The 22201-nt window shown below is 62.4% G+C and carries 18 protein-coding genes; 11 read left to right on the forward strand and 7 right to left on the reverse strand.

Annotated features, from left to right (window positions below; translation table 11 throughout):
- Positions 1-60: 60 nt before the first annotated feature.
- From KHO23_RS04810 to KHO23_RS04840, 7 genes are all read left to right on the forward strand, one after another.
- Positions 61-591: an NUDIX domain-containing protein gene (locus tag KHO23_RS04810; protein WP_211609902.1), complete on the forward strand. Its 531-nt coding sequence runs from the start codon at positions 61-63 to the stop codon at positions 589-591.
- Positions 592-594: 3 nt separating this feature from the next.
- Complete coding sequence (locus tag KHO23_RS04815; protein ID WP_211609903.1) at positions 595-1044, forward strand: acyl-CoA thioesterase; 450 nt, start codon at positions 595-597, stop codon at positions 1042-1044.
- Positions 1045-1048: 4 nt separating this feature from the next.
- Positions 1049-1987, forward strand: a complete 939-nt coding sequence (locus tag KHO23_RS04820; RefSeq protein ID WP_211609904.1) for a branched-chain amino acid ABC transporter permease — start codon at positions 1049-1051, stop codon at positions 1985-1987.
- The gene (locus KHO23_RS04825) at positions 1980-3269 is read left to right on the forward strand and encodes a branched-chain amino acid ABC transporter permease (RefSeq protein WP_211609905.1); all 1290 of its coding nucleotides are present in this window, start codon (positions 1980-1982) and stop codon (positions 3267-3269) included. The genes KHO23_RS04820 and KHO23_RS04825 overlap by 8 nt, the downstream gene beginning before the upstream one ends.
- Positions 3266-4006 (forward strand): ABC transporter ATP-binding protein, encoded by a 741-nt coding sequence (locus KHO23_RS04830; RefSeq protein ID WP_211609906.1) that lies wholly within the window; start codon positions 3266-3268, stop codon positions 4004-4006. The genes KHO23_RS04825 and KHO23_RS04830 overlap by 4 nt, the downstream gene beginning before the upstream one ends.
- Positions 4003-4716, forward strand: coding sequence for an ABC transporter ATP-binding protein (locus tag KHO23_RS04835; protein ID WP_211609907.1), 714 nt, complete (start codon positions 4003-4005; stop codon positions 4714-4716). The genes KHO23_RS04830 and KHO23_RS04835 overlap by 4 nt, the downstream gene beginning before the upstream one ends.
- Positions 4717-5360: 644 nt before the next feature.
- Positions 5361-7613, forward strand: coding sequence for a hypothetical protein (locus tag KHO23_RS04840; protein WP_407946037.1), 2253 nt, complete (start codon positions 5361-5363; stop codon positions 7611-7613).
- Between the two features lie 833 nt (positions 7614-8446).
- On the opposite strand, the gene iolB is transcribed toward KHO23_RS04840, so the two are convergent.
- From iolB to KHO23_RS04875, 7 genes are all read right to left on the reverse strand, one after another.
- Positions 8447-9247: a 5-deoxy-glucuronate isomerase gene (gene iolB, locus KHO23_RS04845; RefSeq protein ID WP_211609908.1), complete on the reverse strand. Its 801-nt coding sequence runs from the start codon at positions 9245-9247 to the stop codon at positions 8447-8449.
- Positions 9244-10170, reverse strand: a complete 927-nt coding sequence (gene iolE / locus KHO23_RS04850) for a myo-inosose-2 dehydratase (protein ID WP_211609909.1) — start codon at positions 10168-10170, stop codon at positions 9244-9246. The genes iolB and iolE overlap by 4 nt, the downstream gene beginning before the upstream one ends.
- A gap of 10 nt (positions 10171-10180) precedes the next feature.
- Positions 10181-12151 (reverse strand): 3D-(3,5/4)-trihydroxycyclohexane-1,2-dione acylhydrolase (decyclizing), encoded by a 1971-nt coding sequence (gene iolD, locus KHO23_RS04855; RefSeq protein ID WP_211609910.1) that lies wholly within the window; start codon positions 12149-12151, stop codon positions 10181-10183.
- The gene (locus KHO23_RS04860; protein WP_211609911.1) at positions 12148-14214 is read right to left on the reverse strand and encodes a bifunctional 5-dehydro-2-deoxygluconokinase/5-dehydro-2-deoxyphosphogluconate aldolase; all 2067 of its coding nucleotides are present in this window, start codon (positions 14212-14214) and stop codon (positions 12148-12150) included. Before KHO23_RS04860 ends, iolD begins: the two co-directional genes overlap by 4 nt.
- Before the next feature lie 67 nt (positions 14215-14281).
- Positions 14282-15106, reverse strand: a complete 825-nt coding sequence (locus KHO23_RS04865) for an ATP-binding cassette domain-containing protein (RefSeq protein WP_211609912.1) — start codon at positions 15104-15106, stop codon at positions 14282-14284.
- Between the two features lie 13 nt (positions 15107-15119).
- The gene (locus KHO23_RS04870) at positions 15120-16301 is read right to left on the reverse strand and encodes an ABC transporter permease (protein WP_211609913.1); all 1182 of its coding nucleotides are present in this window, start codon (positions 16299-16301) and stop codon (positions 15120-15122) included.
- 213 nt (positions 16302-16514) lie between these two features.
- Positions 16515-17561 carry a sugar ABC transporter substrate-binding protein gene (locus KHO23_RS04875; protein WP_211609914.1) on the reverse strand — a complete coding sequence of 349 codons (1047 nt, stop codon included), beginning with the start codon at positions 17559-17561 and terminating at the stop codon, positions 16515-16517.
- 276 nt (positions 17562-17837) lie between these two features.
- Between KHO23_RS04875 and KHO23_RS04880 the strand changes: the two genes are divergently transcribed.
- From KHO23_RS04880 to KHO23_RS04895, 4 genes are all read left to right on the forward strand, one after another.
- The gene (locus KHO23_RS04880) at positions 17838-18719 is read left to right on the forward strand and encodes a MurR/RpiR family transcriptional regulator (RefSeq protein ID WP_211609915.1); all 882 of its coding nucleotides are present in this window, start codon (positions 17838-17840) and stop codon (positions 18717-18719) included.
- Positions 18712-19728 (forward strand): inositol 2-dehydrogenase, encoded by a 1017-nt coding sequence (iolG, locus tag KHO23_RS04885; RefSeq protein WP_211609916.1) that lies wholly within the window; start codon positions 18712-18714, stop codon positions 19726-19728. The genes KHO23_RS04880 and iolG overlap by 8 nt, the downstream gene beginning before the upstream one ends.
- Entirely contained in the window at positions 19728-20771 is a 1044-nt protein-coding gene (locus KHO23_RS04890; RefSeq protein ID WP_211609917.1) for a Gfo/Idh/MocA family oxidoreductase, read from the forward strand. Before iolG ends, KHO23_RS04890 begins: the two co-directional genes overlap by 1 nt.
- A 1116-nt stretch (positions 20772-21887) precedes the next feature.
- On the forward strand, positions 21888-22115 hold the full coding sequence (locus KHO23_RS04895; RefSeq protein WP_027776570.1) for a sulfurtransferase TusA family protein: 228 nt from the start codon (positions 21888-21890) through the stop codon (positions 22113-22115).
- Positions 22116-22201 lie beyond the last annotated feature (86 nt).

A 22201-nucleotide genomic window follows, 5' to 3' on the forward strand; every position in this document is an offset into this window, starting at 1 on the left:
GCGCTGCGCTCGCGTTCGAACACGATAATCAGATACAAGACATAAGACGACCCACTCGCCATGACCGAACACCGATTTTGTCCGCGCTGCGCTACGCCTTTGATCGAGCGCGCCGATGCCGAACACGAAGGCGGCCGGATCCGCCAGACCTGTCCCGATACCGAATGCGGCTACGTCCACTGGAACAATCCGCTGCCGGTGGTGGCCGCGATCGTCGAATACGAGGGCAAGATCCTGCTCGCGCGCAACGCCGCATGGCCGGAAGGCATGTTCGCGTTGATCACCGGTTTTCTGGAAAACGGCGAGACCCCGGAAGAGGGCATTGCCCGCGAAGTGCTGGAAGAAACCTCGCTGCAAGCGGAGACGGTGGAGTTGATCGGCGTGTATGAGTTCATCCGTAAAAACGAACTGATCATCGCGTATCACGTGAAGGCGTACGGAACGGTCGCGTTGTCGCCGGAATTGCTCGAATACCGGTTGATCGAACCGGCCAAATTGCGTCCATGGCGTGCGGGCACGGGTCAGGCGCTTGGCGAATGGATGCGGCGGCGCGGCCTGCCGTTTGAGTTTGTCGAAAAGCCGGGACAATAAGCCATGAACAAACCCGCACCCGCCACGCGAAGCGCTTACCCGCATTTTCTGCCGATCACGACGCGCTGGATGGACAACGACGTCTACGGCCACGTCAACAACGTCGTCTATTACAGCTACTTCGACACCGTGGTGAACGAGTATCTGATCCGTGCCGGCGTGCTCGACTTCGAGCATGGCGCGACGATCGGCCTCGTGGTCGAGACGCATTGCAATTACTTCGCGCCGCTGGTGTTTCCGGAGCGGGTCGAAGCGGGCCTGCGGGTGGTGCGGCTCGGTACCTCGAGCGTGCGCTACGAAGTGGGCCTCTTCAAGGAAGGCGAGGATCACCCCGCCGCTCAAGGCCATTTCGTGCACGTGTATGTGGATCGCGTCACGCGTCGTCCGGTGAGCTTGCCCGCCGACTTGCGCGCGGCGCTCGAACCGCTGAGCGTTGCCGTGCAGGCGGAATAGGCGCGTGCAGTCGTTCGTCATCAATCTGCTCAACGGTGTCAGTTACGGCTTGCTGCTGTTCATGCTGTCAGCAGGCTTGACGCTGATTTTCAGCATGCTCGGCGTGCTGAATTTCGCGCACGCGAGCTTTTATATGCTCGGCGCGTACGTCGGCTTTTCGGTGGCGGCGCATGCGGGTTTCTGGAGTGCGCTGGTGATCGCGCCGCTCATCGTCGGCGTGATCGGCGCGGCGCTGGAGCGCTGGCTGCTGCGCCGCGTGCGTGTGCACGGTCATCTTCCCGAGTTGCTGCTGACTTTCGGCGCCGCGTATCTGCTCGGCGAACTGGTCAAGCTCGGCTGGGGCCTGAGTCCGCTGAGCGCCACCGTTCCGGCCGTGCTCGACGGGCCGTTGTTCACGGTCTACGGCGCGGCCTTCGCACGCTATCGGGCTTTCATGATGGCAGTGTCGCTCGCGATGCTGGCGGTGCTCTACGCGGTGCTGCGCGTGTCGAAGGCGGGATTGATCGTGCGCGCCGCGCTCACGCATGCGAGCGCAGTCGAGGCGCTCGGCCATAACGTGCCGCGCGTGTTCACCGGCGTGTTCGCGGCGGGCACGGCGCTCGCCGCGCTCGCCGGCGTGATCGGCGCGCCGCTCTTCGTGATCGAACCGGCCATGGCGGAGTCGCTCGGCTCGATCGTGTTCGTGGTGGTGGTGATCGGTGGGCTGGGCTCGCTGAGCGGGGCGCTGGTGGCGTCGCTGATCGTCGGTTGCGTGCAGACCTTTGCGGTGGCGAGCGACGTGTCGTTGGGTGACCTCACCGCGCCGTTCGGCGGCGAACTGCCGGCCGCATGGGACGCGCTCACGCTCGCGCAACTCGCGCCGCTGATTCCCTATCTGCTGCTGGTCGCGATGCTGGCGCTGCGTTCGCGCGGACTGTTCGGACGGCGTGACGATCATGCGTGAGCCGTTCGAAACGCTCACGGTGTCCGCAGCGACGTCTCGCACAATGTTGCGCAGGTTCGCGCCGTGGCTCGCGCTCGTCCTGTTGCTCGGCGTGCCGCCCTTTGTCTGGCCGCAAAGCTGGTTGCTCGCCTATCTCGCGCAGACCGCGACGATGATCGTGTTCGCGCTCTCGTACAACTTGCTGCTCGGCGAAACCGGCTTGCTGTCCTTCGGTCATGCCGCTTATTCCGGCCTCGGCGCGCTCTTCGCGGCGCAAGTGTTCAATCGCATTGGCGTGCCTTTGGTGCTGCAGCCACTGATCGGCGGCATTGGCGGCGCGCTGTGCGGGGTCGTGTTCGGTTTCGTGGCAACGCGGCGAGCCGGGACGGCTTTCGCGATGATCACGCTCGGCATCGGCGAACTCGTCGCGGCGGCGGCGTGGACGCTGCCCGACTGGTTTGGCGGCGAGGCCGGCGTGCCGATCGATCGCGCGAGTGGACCGGTGCTCGCAGGCTGGAGCTTCGGCCCGGCACGCGAGGCGTATGCGCTGATCGCACTGTGGTGCGTGCTGGCGAGCGTGGCGATGTTCGCACTGTCGCGCACGCCGTTCATGCGGCTCGCCAATGCCGTGCGCGACAACCCGGCGCGCGCCGCGGCGATCGGCTGCTATCCACGCCGAATCCGCTATGGCGTGATGGTGATGTCGGCGTTTTTCGCGGGGGTCGCAGGCACCCTGGGGCTGATCAATGTCGAGTTGGTGTCGACGGAAAGCGTCGGCATGATGCGCTCCGGCGCTGTGCTGATCGCGACGGTGATCGGCGGCACGGCGGCGTTTTTCGGGCCGGTCGCGGGGGCGATCGTTCTGACGTTTTTTAGCGTCGCAGTGGCGAGCGTCACGCGGGCCTGGCTGTTTTATCTTGGGCTATTCTTCATCGTGGTCGTCGTGGCGTCGCCAGATGGGCTGGCGGGTTTCGTGCAGCGGCATACGGCCCGCGTCGCTACTTACGGCTGGCGCGTGTGCGGCAAGGCTTATCTATGGGGCGCAGCCTCAGCGGTGCTGTGGACCCTGGCCGTCGTGCTCGCGGTGCAATGGGCGTACGCCGTGCAATTCGGCACGGACGACGGCGCATCTTCCAACGTCATCGGCGTGCTGCTGGAGACGGCCTCGCCGCATCTTTGGCTCGGTGCTGTGGTGATCATGCTGGCCGCGCTAGGTGGCCTCGCCGCGCACTACGCGCTTCGCGCACAAGCGCGTCTCGCCGTTCGCGTTCGCGCCACGCCGATTACCGGAGACGCGCCATGATCCCGGCCCTCGCGGTCTACGGCATCGAAAAACGCTTCGGCGCCACGCAGATTCTGCGCGGCGTCGATCTGGCGATCGAGCCCGGCGAGCGTCATGCATTGATCGGGCCGAACGGCGCCGGCAAGTCGACGCTCTTCAATTTGATCGCCGGGGGCGCGCGGCCGAACGCCGGGCGCATCGATCTGTTCGGCGCAGAGATCACGCGTCTGGCGCCGGCCGCGATCACGCGCCGCGGCCTCGCGCGCAGCTTCCAGACCACGAGCGTGTTCGCCCGGCTCAGCGTGTTCGACAATCTGCGTTGCGCGGCCATGCTGGGCGAGCGCGACCGCACGCGCTGGTTCAGCGGCTCACTCACGGTCGACGCGCGCGCCGAGCAGGTGCTCGACTCCGTGGGCCTAAGCGCGCGCCGGGATATCCAGGCGGGCACGCTGAGCTACGCCGAGCAGCGCGCGCTCGACCTCGGCCTTGCGCTCGCGGGCGGCGCGCATACCTTGCTGCTCGATGAACCCACCGCCGGCATGAACCGCGCCGAAGCGGCGCGCGCCATCGAACTGATTCGCGCCAGCACTGCGGGCCGCACGCTCCTGATAGTCGAGCACGACATGGACGCCGTGTTCGCGATCGCTGACCGGATTTCCGTGCTGGTGCAAGGCCGCATCATCGCGACCGGCACGCCGGCGGCGATTCGCGCGGATGCGGCAGTGCGCGCCGCTTATCTTGGCGACGTACACCCATGACCGCTTTGCTCGACATCCGGCAATTGAACGCCTGGTACGGCGCAAGCCAGGCCCTGCATGGCGTTACCTTGCAGATCGAGGCGGGCGAAGTCGTCGCGCTGGTCGGGCGTAACGGTTCCGGACGTTCGACTCTGGCGCGCGCGATCATGGGGCTCGTGCGCAGCGAGGGCGAGGTGCGTTTTGCCGGCCATGCGCTCGGCGGTCTTCGCACCTTCGAGATTGCCCGCCTCGGGCTCGGTTACGTGCCTGAACATCGCGACGTCTTTCCGGCGCTGAGCGTCCACGAGAATCTGCAACTCGGCGTGGCACCGCGCGCTCGTGGCCGCATCCCGCGCTTTGACTTTGACGATGCCTACGAACTGTTTCCCGTCCTGCGCGAAAGAAAGCGTACGCGTGCCGCCGCGTTATCGGGCGGCGAACAGCAGATGCTGACGCTCGCCCGAGCGTTGCTCGGCGACCCCGATCTGCTGGTCGTCGACGAACCCGGCGAGGGGTTGGCCAGCCAGGTGATGGGGCAGGTCGCGCAGTGTCTGCGGATGCTGCGTGATCGTGGCGTGGCGATGCTGCTGATCGAACAGCGGCTCGTGATTGCGCCAGACATCGCGAGTAGGGTTGCGGTGATGGGGCATGGTGAGGTTGTCTTCGATGACACGCTGGCGTCGTTTGTGACGCGGCCGGATGTGATGCAGGAATGGCTCGGCGTGGGTTAGTCTGGATGTGCTGTGGCTGGGCTTGATCGCTCCTTTTCTTCCGTAGTGCTTCTTGGCCGCAGCACCACAGCACCAACGGCCCGATCAACTTGCAGGCACCTCATCCCGTTTTATTGCGGCGCCGCATTCGAATTTGCCGCGATTTTGCTGTCCTGACGTACACGTTAGGAACGGCGTGATGCACCCGCACCTCGCCGCGCCTCCAAATCGCTCTCAGAATGCTGTTTGAATTCCGTTTGCGCGCTGACCGCTCGAGCCCGGTGCGTGGGGCTTTCCAATGATTCGCTCTAGTGATTCAAACGCTTGATCGTTTGGTGAGCGTCCTCCAGAAATCTTGTCGGCAGCGCGCTGACAAATCAAGACAATCAGGTCAAAGGCGCGCAACGTCGGCACGGTGTTTTAAGCCGGCGTATGTGCGACGGACCATGCCGTGCCAGACGTGCGAAAGACGCGCCGCGGCTTCAGGAGGAGACATCATGAGACAGACAGGCGAATTGGGCGAAGAGTCGGCTGACGTGCAGGTGGAGGCCTCGTTGCGATCGCATCAAACGATACGGCCGCTTCGAATGGCGCGATCGCCGCTTGGAGAAGCGTGGCGCGCGCGCGCCGGTGCGAGTGCCGCGCTGGTGACGGCCGCACTGCTGATGTCCGCATGCGCCGACGCGAGTTCCACGACGGGCGATGCCGCATCCGCACCGTCGACACAGACGAGCACGGCAGCGAAAGCAGTGAGCAATAACGATAGCGCGCTGACTGCAAAATCGCAGTTGAATGTGGGACTCGCAGCCAATGCCACGAGCGCAGCCAACACCGCGAACACCGCCGCCTCAAGCACCGACCTACCCGCCTCCACAGCGCGTCCCACGCTCGAACTCGCCAAGGCCAAACAGCTGGCAGCCGAACAGAGCGTTGCCGCACGCGTGCCTTCGGCGAGCGGCATGACCGAGAAGCGCAGCCGTCCGTTGACGCTGCGCGATTCCGGCATCGACGGTTCGATGCTGTTCGCGCGCGACGTCGACTTTCGCGTGACCGGCGACATCGGCTTCATGATTCACGACATGGCGGCGACGCTGACCCCGACGCGCGCCGGTCAGCCGATCGTATTCGACGATCCGACGGCAGTGACGATCAACGTGCACCGCGGCGAGGTCACACTCGACAGCGCCAGGCTCACCGCGATTTTCGACCGTTACCTGTTTCAGTACCAGGGCTCGCCGCTGCGCAATATGCGTGTCGTGCCGCAAGACGGCGGCACCTTGCGCATCACGGGTGAAATGCATCGCGACACGTGGGTGCCGATCGTGCTGACCGGCTCGCTGTCGATGCGCAACGTTGACGATCTCGTGTTCCATGCCGACCACGTCGAAGTGGCCGGCGTCGGCGCCGACAAGCTGATGCAGGCCGCGCACGTGAAGATGGCCGACCTGTTGAAGGTGGACACGCCGATCGCGCGTCTGGAAGGTGACGACGTCGTGATGCAGGTGGCCAAACTCACGCCGCCGCCCGCGTTGCGCATGACGATCACAAAGATCGACACCAGTGCCGCTGGCGTTCGCTTTATGCTCGACGACCACACGGTTCAGAAAATCGACTGGCCCGCGACGATGCCGCCGCGCGGCATGCTGGTGCAGGGCGGCGACGTGAAGTTCATGCGTTCGATACCGATGAACATTGACATGGCGCTGACGCCGATTGATACGAACGCGCCGTTCGTATTCGACCTTTACCACTACCGCGACCAGATGGCGGCCGGCTACTTCACCTTTGACGAGGCGGGCGCACTGGACGTGCATCTCCCGTCATATACGACGTTAGCCAGCGCTATGAAAGATGTGCCGATGCAGACGGGCAGCGCGAGCGCGCGCTTTAACGATAGCTTCATTCGTGCACAACAGGCGTCGCTTGCCCAGGCGCGTCTCGTGTGGCAACAGGTGCCGCAGACTGTGCGGACCGCGTCGGTGGCACGCGCGATTCCGGTCGGCACACGAGCGGCGTTTTCCGGCCGAAGCATGGCGACGCCGGGCTCCGCGATCAGCGACGAGCGGCACTCGTCGGGACCTGCGCCACTGATTCACGTCGAGAATGTGGACTTCTACGTATCGGGGCGAATCGGCTTTCATGTACGTTCGCTGGATGCGCAGATGGTGCCGAAGAAGCCGGGTCAACCGGTTGACCTCGATGACCCTGATCAGTACGACATTCGGATCATTGGCGGTGAGGTGATTGAGCCGTGGCCTGCGATGGCGGCGTTGTTCAACGACTACCTGCTCGACTATGAGCCGCGTTCGCTGAACGATTTGCAGTTGAAGCCGGTGGACGGGAAGTTGGAAGTGACTGGCGGGATCAAGTTATGGAATCATTTTCCTGGCGTGTGGCTGCCGACGACGATGAGCGGCACGATCATGGCGAAGGACGAACGGCACCTGGTCTATGCGCCGACCTCGGTGAAGGTGTTGGGGGTGCCGCAGGCGGGGTTATTGCGGGCGTTGGATATTCCGTTGGCGTCGTTGACGCCTTTTACGCGCAAGGGTGTTGCGTTGAAGGGTAACGAGTTGGTGTTCGATCAATATACGGTGTTTCCGCCGCCGGTTTTAGAAGGGCGGCTGGCGAGTGCGACCGTGACGGACGAAGGGTTGGTGTTGAAGTTCAAGCGAGATGGTTCTGTTGCTGCTGCGAGGCCGCCTGTCGGCGCTGGGAAGAGTTTTGTCTGGATCGAGTCTGGGGATGTGAAGATGTTTAATTCGTTGGTCACGAATGCCAGGACTTTTATTCGGGATAGTTCTAATCCTGGGGTGATGAAGTTTGATCTTTATGGGTATCGGAGGGATGTTGCCAAGGGGACTGTGAGGATGGAGGAGGATGGTGGATTAGAGGTTGATTTGGCTGCTAGGAAATAGCGGGTTTTTGCCTGCTCGGCGCGTTGTTTGGCTGGGTTTCTGGGGTGTTGGCCTTTCCTTGTTTTCTTAGTGGTCCATTAGCGTCGCCCCTGTGCGGGGCGGCACCTACTTTTCTTTGCCTGCCGCAAAGAAAAGTAGGCAAAAGAAAGCGGCTCAAACCGCTAGCTCATAAGCGGGTCCCCTGGCTTGGAGGAGGTAGTGGTGCATCTGGAATCTGTGTTCTCGCACATTCGGCGTGAGTGACAAGGCAGTCATACCTCCGGCGGCGCTGCGCGCGCCGACGCGTAGTTTCCCGAAACATCTGTTTGGTCACGCGCAGGAACTCCACCCGACACCGTGGCTCGCCGGTATATCCCCAACGTTTTCGAATGCGCGGACGATTCATTCGAAGTGCGAATCTACACCTGAATGCGCTCCCACGGCTTGTCGCCGCGCGAAGCGCCGGGCGGCACGTCCAAAAAACAGATGTATTTTCTGGCACTTCGCTGGGGCGAAGCCGATGGCCCCACCACGCGCAAACGAAGCCCCGGGTTTCTCTGGCATACCCATCCGCGACGCACGCAGTGCGGAGTGGGAGCTGATGAGTGCCTTGTCACTAACGCGGAGTGTGCGGGGGCACGGATTCCAGATGCACCACTACCGTGGCTGCGCGGGGGACCCGCTTAAGAATTAGCGGTGTGAGCCGCTTTCTTTTGCCTACTTTTCTTTGCGGCAGGCAAAGAAAAGTAGGTGCCGCCCCGCACAGGGGCAACGCTAATACACCAATAAGAAATCAAGGAAAGGCCAACACCCAAGAAACACAGCCAAACAACGCGCCGAGCAGGCCAAAACCCTTAACTATCCTTATTAATAATCCACTCATGCGCCGGATCATTACGAAAATGCCAAACGCGCTGTCCTCCAGCCATAACATTCAAATAATAAGACTCATACCCATAAGGTACAACCACAGGATGATACCCACGCGGCACCATCACCACATCGTGATTCTCAACGGCCATCGACTCATCGATATCACGCATATCGGTATACACGCGCTGAAAAGCAAACCCTTGCGGCGGATCGAGCCGATGATAGTAAGTCTCTTCAAGCGAACTCTCATGAGGCACATTATCGGTGTCATGCTTATGCGGCGGATAGCTTGAAGCATGCCCACCGGGCGTCCGCACCTCAACAACCAGCAAAGACTCCGCAAGCTCAGTCTGCGGAAGAATATCGCATACGTATCGCGTATTCAGCTCCTTCCCACGCGTGGAGCGCTTCATCGCGGAAGGTTCGATCAACCTCGCCGGATACGCACCCTTGGCAGGCGCACTCGCCACGCCAACCTCCGCATCGCGACAGGCGCGAACCGTCGTCCTCACGCCAGGCGGCAAATACACCGCATACGGCGCGGAGTCCTCAAACACGCTATCGCGCGAACCCAATGAACGCCACGTGGTGTCAGCCGTTTCTATATCCACCGCACCCGTGAGCACCACAATACACACCTCTCGCGAGGGCTCAAACACATGAACGACTTCATCCGCGCCCAGCCGGTACGCAGCAAATCCCACATACCGCCAGCACGCCGACTCAGGCGTCACTCGCGCGATCGTTTGGCCCTCGCGCTGAGCCTTCACTAATAAACTCATGCTGCCTCCTGCCCAATCCTGTCGCCGGCGTCGAGCGGCGCATCGACCAACGCTCGCAAAGTCCGGAATCCTTTCTGCGCATACTCATACGATGGCGCCACCACCGGGTCCTGTTCCGCTTCAACCACAAGCCAGCCACGATAACCCTGCCGCTTCAATCGATCGATGATCGCCGGGAAGTTCACCGCGCCATCGCCCGGTACTGTGAATGCACCGTTGATCACCGCATCGAGAAAGCTCCAGTTACGATTGCGCGCCAGCTTCATCACCGCGGGTCGAACGTCCTTGCAGTGCACGTGACATACGCGGCCAATGTGCTTGTCGAGCACCGCAAGCGGATCACCGCCGGCAAACGTGATGTGCCCGGCGTCGAACAGCAGGCCGACGGCGTCGCTCGTGCGCGACATCAATTGATCGACGTCAGCCGGCGTTTCGACATACGCGCCCATGTGGTGATGATACGCAAGCCGCACGCCGCGGCTTAACGTATAGCGCGCGAATTCGTCGACGCGCGCCGCATAGGCGGTCCACTGCGCGTCGCTGAAGAATCGCGGGCGTTGATACAGCGGCTGCGGCGCGCCCTGGATCGAATCGGCGACTTCGCCGTAAACCATCGCGGTCGCACCGTTCTGCGCGAGCAGTTCGAGATGCGGGCCGACCGAGGCGATTTCCTCTTCCACGCTGCGTCGCGCGAGTCGTCCGGAGTACCAGCCGGATACCAAGGCCAGATCGTATTGAGCGAGCAGCGTCTTCAGCGCCTGCGGCTCGCGTGGAAACTTGTTGCCGAGTTCGAAACCCTGGTAGCCGATCTGGCGTCCTTCGGTCAGCGCGACTTCAAGCGGCGTCTCGCCACCGAGCGAAGGCAGGTCGTCGTTCATCCACGATAAGGGGTTGATGCCGATACGTACGTCGAAAGCAGTCATGCGGGCATCCTCATTCGTTGTCGATGTGGCCGGGGCGCTCGCCGGAATCCGCGGGCGCCGCGCGTGCGGCGAGTTGTGCTTCGTATTGCGAACGCGCGGCGCGCACGGTTTCGCGCGCGGATACTTCGGGCACGGCGACTTCCCACCACCAGCCACCGTCGTCCGTGGCGCGGGCAGGGTCGGTGTCGATACTGATCACGTAGGTGCGATCGGCCGCGCGCGCACGTTGCAGCGCGCTTTCAAGTTCAGCGATATTCGCAACATGCTCGGCCTGGGCGCCGAGCGCACGCGCATGCGCGGCGAAGTCGATCTTCGGTGCGCCGAGCGGGCCCTGCATGCAGTCCTCGAGCAAGTTGTTGAACGGCGCGCCACCGCAAGCTTGCTGCAAGCGGTTGATGCAACCGTAGCCGCGATTGTCGAGCACCACCACGATCAACTTCGCGCCGATCATCACCGAAGTCGCGATCTCGCTGTTCATCATCAGATAGCTGCCGTCGCCGAGCATTACGATCACTTCACGCGCCGGCCGTGCGAGCTTCACGCCGAGGCCGCCAGCGATTTCGTAGCCCATGCACGAGTAGCCGTATTCGACGTGATACGCCCCCGGTTTGCCCGCGCGCCATAGCTTGTGCAATTCGGCTGGCAAGGTGCCCGCCGCGCAAACGACGATGTCGTCCATCGCGGAACGCGCGCTCGAACGCTGCACCGCGCCAATCACGTCGCCTTCATAGGGCAAGACGGTGTCGCGTTGCGGTGCATGCGTGAGCGTGCTCACGGTATCGCGCCAGCTCGCGGCGAGTTTGTGCGCGCGCGCGGTCCATGCGCGGTCCGCGTGCCAGCCTTGCAGGGGCTCGGCGAGCGCGTCCAGTGCAAGACGTGCGTCGGCTTCGACCACCAGCGCGCGATGCTTGAGGCCGTCGAATGGATTCGCGTTGATGCCGATCACATTGGCCTGCGTGAACAATGTGTTCGACCCGGTGGTGAAGTCCTGCAAGCGCGTGCCGATCGCCAGCACGCAGTCTGCATCGTGCGCCAGCGCATTGGCGGCAGGCGAGCCAGTCACGCCCAACGCGCCAGCGTTCAACGGATCGTTCCATGCGAGCGAACCTTTGCCGGCCTGCGTTTCCGCCACCGGAATACCGTGCGCGGCCGCGAAGCGGTGCAGCGCATCGGTCGCGCGGCCATAGAGCACGCCGCCGCCCGCGACGATCAGCGGACGCTTCGCGCGTCGCAGATGGGCAACCGCGGCGTCGATCTCTTCGGCGCGCGGTGCAGGGGAGTGAAACGTGACGAGGCGTGGCGCGAAGAAATCAACCGGGTAATCCCATGCCTGCGCTTGCACGTCCTGCGGCAACGCGAGCGTGACGGGGCCGCACAACGCGGCATCGGTGAGCACACGCAACGCGCGCGGCAACGCATTGAGCAATTGCGCCGGATGCACGATGCGGTCGAAGTAGCGCGACACCGGTTTGAACGCATCGTTGGCGGAGACGCCACCGTCATGGAAATCTTCAACCTGCTGCAACACGGGATCGGGCGCGCGTGAGATGAACACGTCGCCGGGTAACAACAGCACGGGCAGACGGTTCACATGCGCGAGCGCGGCTGCGGTGATCAGATTGGTTGCGCCGGGTCCGATCGACGTCGTGACGGCCATCATACGGCGCCGGAAATGGGCCTTCGCATAGGCGATCGCGCCGTGTGCCATCGCCTGCTCATTGTGCGCGCGAAGGGTGGGCAACGCGTCGCGATGCTGATGCAAGGCCTCGCCCATGCCTGCCACGTTGCCGTGTCCGAAGATCGCGAACACGCCGCCAAAAAGCGGCTCGGTACCGCTGCCGTCTTCCGTCGTGACCCGCTGGGCGGCGAGGTAGCGGACGAGTGCCTGCGCGGTCGTCAAGCGGACGGTGCCGGATGGTGCGTGTGCCTGGGTGGCGTCGTTGGCGGACGCCGCGTCATGGTGCAGTATGCGCTGGTTCATGCCGCCTGCTCCTGATGTGCGTGGCTCGCCGTGGCGGGTTGCACGCGTGCCGCTCCGCGCGTCGCGCGCCATGACGCGATCAGCGTTTCGAACGTGCGGCGCACGCGCGCGATCAGTTCGTCGTCGCCGATCTCTCCGGCGAGCCAGGCATGGCTCGGCTCGTGAAAAATCGTGCGGCCCACGGTAAAGCCCCGGCACGTCGCCGATTGTCCTGCCGCGCGAAAGCCTTCGTCCAATTGCTCGACGCCCGCCGACAAACCGAGCAGCACCACGCCCCGGCAGTACGGATCGCGCTCGGCGATCAGCGCATCGACGGCTTGCCATTGGGCGGCGTCCATCGGTTCGAGCTTCCACCATTCCGGATAGATGCCGATGTTGTAGAGCCGCTTCAACGCGCGATAGACGATGTCCGGCGCTTGCGGCAGATTTGCGTGCTTCGGCGGAATCACTTCGAGCAGCAATTCGTGGCCGCTCGCTTGCGTCGCGTCGTAAAGCGCACGCAGTTGTGCTTCCTGTTCGAGGCGTTGTTCGACCGGCTCGTCGGGATGGAATTGCACAAGGCACTTGGCGATGTGTTCCTGCGGCCACGCGATCAGCGTGGTGCCGATCGAGCGGCCGTGGTCGAACACGAGCGGCACGGAGCCAGGCAGCTCGACCGGCCGGCCGATCCACCAGCCGCGGCCGGTGGCGGCGTTCAAGGCGTCCTGACCGTAGCGGTCGTCGCTCAATATGCCGATGCGGCCTTGCAGCCCCAAGGCGGTTTCCGTCTGCGCGACGGCGTGGACGAACAGGCCCTTCAGTTGCGCGATGCGCGCTTCGTCAGCGCCGGTCTGCTGCGCGAGTTCGAAGAACTGGTTGCGGTGGTCGAACGCGAAGCCCAGTACTTCGTCCCATTGTTTGCGGGCAGGGGAGACGCGATGCAGGCGTGCGAGCGTCGCGTCACGGTCGGGGCGGCGCATGCGCTGCGGGTCGGCTTTCGCTTCGCGCAGGAAGTAGTCGAGTTCGGCGGGCGTCGGCATGGCCGGCGCGCAGCCGTGACGTGAGACGACCAGCGCGCCGCTCGCATTGGCCGCGCGCGCGCATGCTTCGAGCGGTTGATCGCGCAACCATCCGGAGAGAAAGCCCGAGGCGAAGGCGTCGCCCGCACCGAGCACGTTCAACACTTCCACCTCGACTCCGCCATGAACCGGAATATCATCGAGCGAAGCGGGCACTTTGCCGTCGATGATCTGGCAGCCCATCGGCCCGCGCTTCAGGACCAGCGTGGCCGGCGTCACGGCACGCACCATCGCGAGTGCCTCGACGAGTTCGGTTTTGCCGCCAGCAATACGAAACTCCTCTTCGGTGCCGATCACGAGGTCGAACAAAGGCAGAATGCGTTGCAGGTGCGCGGTCACGCCTTCACTCGCGACGAAACGGGTTTCGCCATCCGCCTTGCCCGTGAGACCCCACAACACCGGGCGATAATCGATATCGAGCACGGTGCGCACGTTATTGCGCCGGGCGCAATCCAGCGCGCGGCGGCTCGTGCGGTTCACCTGCTCGGTCGAAAAGTGCGTACCGGTAATCAGCAGCGCCTTCGACGACGCGATATAAGCCTCGTCGAAATCCGCTTCATCCACCGCCATATCCGCGCAGTTCTCACGATAGAAGATCAGCGGAAACGTATCGCGATCTTTCAGGCCGAGCAGAACGAGCGCGGTCAGCCGCTCCTGATCGACGCGCACATGACTGACGTCGCAACCTTCCTTCGTCAGGGTCTCGGTGAGAAAGCGGCCCATGTGATCGTTGCCGACGCGCGCCAGCATTGCCGACGCAAGCCCGAGCCGCGCGCAGCCGAAGGCGATATTCGCCGACGACCCGCCGAGATATTTCGCGAAGCTCGACACGTCTTCGAGCCGCGCGCCGACCTGCTGCGCGTACAGATCGACGGCAAGACGGCCGAGACAGATGATGTCGCGGCTGCGGCCCGGCGCGAAACGGCTGGCCGTCACCGCAGAAGCGGACGCGGGACTGTTGCCGTTGGCGATCCCGGTCCCGCTGGATGTGCTGGAATGATTCATGAATATTCCTGAATAGCTGAGCGCGGGCGCGAGGCGCAGCCAGGCGCCGCCAACCCGCGCGAATGAATCAGATCGTCGCGCCTTCGAGTTCGCCGATCATCTTCTGCATTTCGGCGCCGCCGGCCATCATGTCGAGCACTTCGTCCTTGCTGATGGTGTCTTTCGTGAACGTGCCGAGCGATTTGCCGCGATTGAGAAGCGTGAACGAATCGCCGATCGGATACGCGTGATGCACGTTGTGCGTGATGAAGATCACCGAGATGCCTTTCGCGCGGGCCGTGTGGATCAGCTTCAGTACGTTGAAGCTCTGCTTGACGCCGAGCGCGGCGGTCGGCTCGTCGAGAATCAGCACGCGTGCGCCGAAGTGAATCGCCCGCGCAATCGCCAGACATTGTTTCTCGCCGCCGGACATGGTGCCGATTGGCTGATGCGGATCGCGCACGTTGATGCCCATTTCGGCGAGTTTTTCGCGCGCCGTGGTCGCACTGGTTTCGAGGTCCATCACGTTCAGGAAACCGAACAGTTTCTTCTGCGGCTCGCGGCCCATGAAGAAATTGCGCGCCACGGAGAGCAGCGGCACGAGCGCGAGATCCTGATAGACGGTAGCGATGCCGAGATCGAGTGCGTCTTTCGGCGAGTCGAACAGTACGGGTTTGCCGTCGACCAGATACTGGCCGGAAGAGGGTTGATGCACGCCGGCTAACGTTTTGATCAGCGTCGATTTGCCCGCGCCGTTGTCGCCGAGCAGACAATGCACTTCACCGCGCTTCAGACGCAAGGTCACGCCGCTCAGCGCGATGACCTGACCGAAGTACTTGCTGACGTTTTCGAGCGACAGGATCAGGTCGTCCTGCGCTTCAGCCGCGGTGTTCACGGTATTCGTATCGGACATGGTCGTCTCCTCGTTACGACTGCGCGACGCGACGGCGCACGTAGTGATTGAACAGCACGGCGATCAGGAGCATCACGCCGAGGAACACGCGGAACCAGTCGGAGTCGACATTCGTGTAGGTGATGCCGATCTGGACGACGCCGAAGATCAGCGCGCCGAAGCAGGCGCCGATCACCGAGCCGTAGCCGCCGGTCAGCAGCGTGCCGCCGATCACTGCCGCGATGATGGCTTCGAATTCCGCTTGCAGCCCGCGGTCGGCCGCGGCCGAGCCGATGTCGCACACTTGCAGCACGGCGAACAGGCACGCGCAGAACGCGGTCAGGACGAACAGCGAGATCTTCACGCGCCGCACCGGCACGCCGACGTTCTTCGCCGCGTTGGCGTCGCCGCCGACCGCGAAAATCCAGTTGCCGAAGCGGGTCTTGGCGAGGGTGAACGCACAGACTGCGGCCAGCGCGAACCACCAGAGGAGGACTTTCGGAATACCCGGCACGAGCGGATTGCCGTTGTCGAGCAGCTTCACGACACCGATATGGCCGAGCCAGACGAACAGGCCCTTGAACGCGACACCCTGGAACAGGGTATGGGCGAGCCAGTCGTGAGCGGCGACGTCGCCCACGCCGGAGATGATCGTGCGGTCGGCGAACATGACCGACAAGGCCAGCGTGAGCCCGCGCAGGATGAACAGAAACGCCAGCGTCACGATGAATGACGGCAGCCGCGTGCGCATCACCAGATAGCCGTTGAGCGCGCCGAGCAGCATCGACCCGGCGAACGCAAACACGATCGACAAGGCAATCGGCCAATGGAAGTACATCGTGGGCAGCGCGACCATCATCCCCGAAAAGCCGATCATCGAACCGATCGACAGATCGAATTCACCGGCAATCATCAGCAGGCATGCGCCGACAGCGATCAGGCCAAGATACGCGGCCACTTGCGACCAGTTCATCACCCCGTCGAGATTGAACATGCCGGAGTTGCCGGCCGCAACGCCGAACACGAGAAACACCATGACGGTGCCGGCGAGGGCGGCGAATTCCGGACGGTTCAGCAGATGCCGGAACCACGATTCCTGGCGCACACGTTCATCGGCCGCCGCGGGCGCACCGCTGGAGGTCGACGTAGACGCCGTCCCGGTGCCGGAAGGGGGCTGCTTGCGGGGATGGGGATGGAAGGGGTTGGCTACGCCCATTGAAGCTCTCCTTGATGCGCCTTGAGGTGGCGGTTGCTATCGCGGCCCGGAATGGACTGCGTGCGGACCGCAGTCGGCCCCTGTAGCGCGTAATGCACGTAAAACGTGACGAACGCAGGCGTGGGGCGGCCGGGCCGGTTGCGGCCGGCCGCTTCCACTTTCTTCATACCTGCCGGAACGGTTTTCCCGTTTCCGCACTTCCAGCGAAATGCGTTAGCGATATTGCCCGGCGTACTTGACCACCTTGTCGATATTGGCCTTGGTGATGAAGCCCGGGCCGGAACCGATATTGCGCGGCCCGTAGGCGGGAGCCAGGCCGTAGGTGGCGAGGCGTTGCTGGAACTTCGGATTGGCCTCCAGGATCTGGCGGATCCTGGCCGGATCTGTGGTGTGTTCCTTCTTCACGATGGCCAGTACGGCGACCGGGATATAGCCCTGCAGGTAGGGCTGCTGATCGATCGCGAACTGGATCGTGCCGTCCTGAATGCCCTTCGCAATGTCACTGTCGAAGTCGAAGGTCGCGAACCAGATTTTGCCGGCGAGGCCCATCTGCTGCAGCGCCTTGATCGTCGGCGCTGCCGACAGCGGACCGAGGGTGAGCACCGCCTGGGTGTTCGGGTGATTGCGCAGATACGCGCTCACTTTCGATTGCACGCCGGTCGGGTCCTGGCCTGCGTCGAGCGTGGAGGACTTGAAGTCGACGCCGATCGCCTCGGCAAAGCCTCGGCAGCGTTCGAACGAAGCCGGGTTGGTCGCGTAATGGTTGACGCACAGGAACGACTTGATGCCCGCTGCCTTCGCCTTTTCCCCCGCCGCTTTGCCCGCCGTATATTCAGGCTGGCCGACGTGCATGAGGGCGCCAAGCTGCGCGCTTTGCGCCTCCGTGCCGGAATTGATCGTGACGAGCGGGATGTGTTTCTCGGTGACCTTGGCGATCGCGCTCTTGAGCACGTCGAAGTCGGCGATCGAGACGATCACGCCGTCGTAGTTACGTGCCGCCGCCTGTTCGACGAGGCGTGCCATATCGGCGATGTCGCCGTTCGGCGGATTGCGGTAATCGGTCTCGACGTTGAAATCTTCGTCGGCCTGTTTGATGGCGTTCTTGATGGTGTTCCACCACGAATCCGAATCCGGCGCGTGGCTGATCAGCACGAAGTGCGCGTCAGCCGCGCGGGCGGCCGACGCCGCACCGAATCCCGTCGCCAACGTCAATGCCGTCACCAGAATCCTGAGCGTAGCCTTGCCCTTGCAAAGTCTCATTGTCTCCACCTTTCTCGGTCTGTCGTTATTGAAGGGAGCGTCTGGCGGCGGCCTTCCGATTGCGTGCGTTGCGGCATGCGTCAGCCGATGCACCATCGCTCACGAACAAGATTAGGCCATCTTCCAAAGCGTTGCAATGAAAATTTCATGGCAAAGAAAAATGGAAAATACATTCCATTTGATCGTGTGCCTGCCTATAATCGGCAGCGTCAGGACGCTGTGCGGCACGCGCTGAATGCGCTTTGCGCACTGCAATAAAGCAACGAAGAGAGAGCCATGGCGGAAGAGAGCACAGAAGACTTGCCGAGCGTCGAAGAATTGATGCAACGCATCGCGGAAAACTACGAGGCGTTGCCCCGTCAGTTGAAAAACGTCGCGACGTATATCGAGCAGCATCGTTCGAGCGTGATGGTGGATCGCACCAGCGACATCGCCGCGAGCTGCGGCGTGCATCCGTCCGCGGTGGTGCGCTTTGCGCAGCGCTTCGGTTTTTCTGGCTTCTCCGATTTGCAGGCGGTGTTTCGCCAGGCTTATACGGGTCAGGGCACCTCGTCGCCGAGCTATCAGCAGCGGATTCGCAAGCTGATCGACGAGAAACCTGGCGCGTTATCCGGCGGCGCAGTGGCGCGTGAATTCATCGCGGCCTCGCGCGGTGGCCTGGAAGAACTCGAAGCAGGCCTTGACGACGCGCAATTCGATGCCGCGGTGAAGATGTTGCAGCAGGCCGACAACATCTACGTGATCGGTGTGCGGCGCTCGTTTCCGGTGGCGAGCTATATCGTCTACGCGTTGCAGCACACGCCTAAGCGCGTGCATCTGGTGTCCGGTTTCGGCGGCATGTACCGCGAACAGATTCGCAGCGTGAAGAAGGGCGACGTGGTGATCGCGATCAGCTTCGCCCCGTATGGCAAGGAAACGCAGTATTGCCTGCGTGTCGCGCATCATCACCAGGCGAAGACGCTGGTTATTACGGATAGCCAACTTTCTCCGCTGGCGCGTTACGCCACCACTCAACTGTATGTGAAAGAGGGCAGCGCGTTTGCGTTCCGCTCGCTGACCAGCACGATCTGCTTGTGCCAGGCGTTGTTCATTGCGCTCGCGTACAAGCTCGAACTGAACGTTGAAGAATCCAAAGACACTGGAGGATACGATGACTGACGCGGTAAAGACGATCGACGTAGCCGTATTTGGCGCGGGACGTATCGGCAAGATTCATGCGGCGAACCTGGCACGGCAACCGGGTGTGCGGCTCAAGTATGTGGTCGATGTGAATCGCGAGGCGGCTGCGGCGCTGGCCGCCGAGCATGGCGCGCAGGTTGCGGATATCGATGGCGCGATGGGCGATGCGTCGATCGGCGCGACGGTGATCTGTTCGAGCACGGACACGCACGCGGATCTGATCATGAAATCCGCTGCGCAGAAGAAGCATGTGTTCTGCGAGAAACCGGTGGACCTGACATTGGAGCGTGCGCGCGCGTGCGCAGAGGCGGTTGGGCATGCGGGTGTGGTTTGCATGATCGGTTTTCAGCGCCGCTTTGATCCGACATTTTCCGCGTTGAAAGCGCGTATCGACGCGGGCGAAATCGGCACGCCTGAAATGCTGGTGGTGACGAGCCGCGATCCGGGCGCACCGCCGGTCGAGTACATCAAGCATTCGGGCGGCATCTTCAAGGACATGTTGATTCACGACTTCGATATCTTCCGCTGGATTCTCGACGACGAAGCCGACACGCTGCACGCCACCGGTAGTTGTCTGTCCGATCCGGCGATTGCCGAAGCGGGCGATATCGATTCGACCGCGGTGACCATTCGCACGAAGCGTGGCCGTCTGTGCCAGATCAACACCGCGCGGCGTGCGGCTTACGGGTACGACCAGCGATTCGAGGTGCTCGGCAGCACTGGCATGCTGCAAGCGGGCAATGTTCGGCCCACTGAAGTCACTGCGTATTCGAAAACCGAAGTATCGAGCGACGTGCCCGAGGCGTTTTTTCTCGAGCGTTATCGGGCGGCGTACGCATTGGAAATCGCACATTTCTTCGACGCTGTCACGCACGGTAAGCCGGTGCGAACCACTGTTGCCGACGGCCTGAAAGCGCTCGAACTTGCCGATGCCGCGACCCGCTCGTGGCGCGAGGGTCGCGCGGTGAAACTGGGTGAGGCATTGTGATGATGGCGGCGACTGGGCGGCTTCGTTTGGGTGTTGTCGGTTTGGGACGCTTGGGCAAACGGCACGCGGAGAATCTGGCGTATCGCGTGCCGGGTGCGGCGCTCGTGGCCGCGTGCAGTCCGGTGGAAGAGGAACGGGCATGGGCACGCGAGGCGCTGCCCGAACCGCGTCTTTACGACGACTACGCGGACCTGCTCGCCGATCGCGATGTGGATGCGGTGTGGCTCGTCACGCCGTCGTCGTTGCATGCGCAGCAGATTATTGACGCGTTGCGTGCGGGCAAACATGTGTTCTGCGAGAAGCCGTTGTCGCTGGATCTTGCCGAGTGCGAGCGCGTTTTGGCCGAAGCTGCGCGCTATCCGCATCTGCAGGCGACTATCGGTTTTATGCGGCGCTTCGATCCGAGCTACAAGGATGCGTTCGACAAGATCCAGTCTGGTGTGATCGGCCGGCCTTTTCTGGTGCGCTCGCAGACTACTGATCAGAACGATACCGATGGTTTCTTTGTGCGTTTCGCGGCGACCTCGGGCGGTATTTTTCTGGACTGCACCGTGCACGATATCGATGTTGCGCGCTGGTTGCTGGGTAGGCCGCGCGCGAAGCGCGTGTTCGCGGCGGGTGCGGTTGCGTTGCACGAGGGGCTGCGGGAATTTGGTGACGTCGATAATGGTGTGGCGATCTGCGAGTTCGAGGACGGGAAGCTTGCTATGTTTTATGCGTCGAGGACGCAGGCACATGGGAATGATACGCATAGCGAAGTGATTGGCACGGGTGGCGCGCTTGCCATTGGGCGTAATCCGCGGGCTAATCGTGTTGAGATTTATGATGCCACGGGCGTTCGGAATGAATGTACGGCGACGTTTTTTGATCGGTTTGAGGATGCGTTTTTGTATGAGGCGAGGGCGTTTGTTGATGCTGTGGGTGGCGTTGGTGCTGGTGCTCGCGTGCAAGCAGGGGCCACGCTGGCCGATGCGCTTGAAGCGACTCGTATTGGGATGGCGTTGCGGCAGTCGCTTCAGAGTGGGGAGGCTGTTGTTTTGTGATTAAGAGAGGGCTTGGGTTTTTTGCCTTCGCGGCGCATTGGTTTTTTGTATGCCTGCGGCGGCGGGATTTTCCTGGTTTGTTGCCTGCTCGGCGCTTTGTTTTTCGGTGTTTTTATGGTGTTGGCCTTTCCTTGCTTTGTTAGTGGTTTATTAGCGTTGCCCCTGTGCGGGGCGGCACTCACTTCTCTTTGCCTGCCGCAAAGAGAAGTAAGCAAGAGAAAGCGGCTCACACCGCTAATTCTTAAGCGGGTCCCCCGCGCAGCCACGGTAGTGGTGCATCTGGAATCCGTGTTCCCGCACACTCCGCGTGAGTGACAAGGCGCTCATACTTCCGGCGGCGCTGCGCGCGCCGACGCGTATTTCATAGAACCATCTGTTTAGTTGTTTCGTGCGAGTTTCACCCGCCGCCGCGATTCGCCGGTGCATCCCCAACGTTGCTCGAATGCGCTGGTGCTTCATTCGAAGTGCGAATTTACACCTGCATGCGCTCCGACTGCTTGTCGCCGCGCGGAGCGCCGTGTAGCACATTCACAAACGGATATATTTTTTGCGCTTCGCCGCGGCAGGGCCGGCGACCACCACTGACCTCGACCGAAGTCCTGTGTTTCCTTTTCAGTTCCTCCGCGCCGAGGCGAAGCCGATGGCTCCCACCGCCCACAACCGAAGCCCCTGGATTCCCATGCAGACCCATCCGCGACGCACGCAGTGCGGAGTGGGAGCGAATGAGCCCTTAGTCGCCAACGGTGAATGTGCGAGGACACGGATTCCAGATGCACCACTACCGTGGCTGCGCGGGGGACCCGCTTAAGAATTAGCGGTTTGAGCCGCTTTCTCTTGCTCACTTCTCTTTGCGGCCGGCAAAGAGAAGTGAGTGCCGCCCCGCACAGGGGCAACGCTAATAGACCACTAACAAAGCAAGGAAAGGCCAACACCATAAAAACACAGACAGACAAAGCCCCGAACAGGCACCCAATTCAAGAAAAAGCCCAAACCCCAATTCAAGAAAAAGCCCAAACCGGCCCCCTCCCGGCGGCAACCCCCCGCCTGCTGTAGAATTTGACCCTCTCCCCGGCGTCGTGCAAAGACGCCTCATCCCGAAGGTCATCGTCGATGCAAATTCAGATTCACAAGGAAGTCGATGCGCGCGGGCTGATGTGCCCGCTCCCCATTTTGCGTGCCAAGAAAGCGCTCGCCGACATGGAAAGCGGCCAGATTCTTAAGGTGCTTGCCACCGATCCCGGCTCGCAGCGCGATTTCGCCGCGTTCGCCAAGCAAACCGGCAACGAGATCGTCGAAAGCTCGGCGCACGACAAGGTTTTTACCTTTTTGATGAAGCGCCGCTGAAATGCGCGTTTCAAAGCTCGCGTGTGAAGAAAACCTCACGCACCGAGTCAGGCGCGACTAGAGGCGTCCCCGGTGAGAGGCGCCCT

Source organism: Paraburkholderia haematera, assembly GCF_905220975.1.
Lineage (GTDB): Bacteria > Pseudomonadota > Gammaproteobacteria > Burkholderiales > Burkholderiaceae > Paraburkholderia > Paraburkholderia haematera.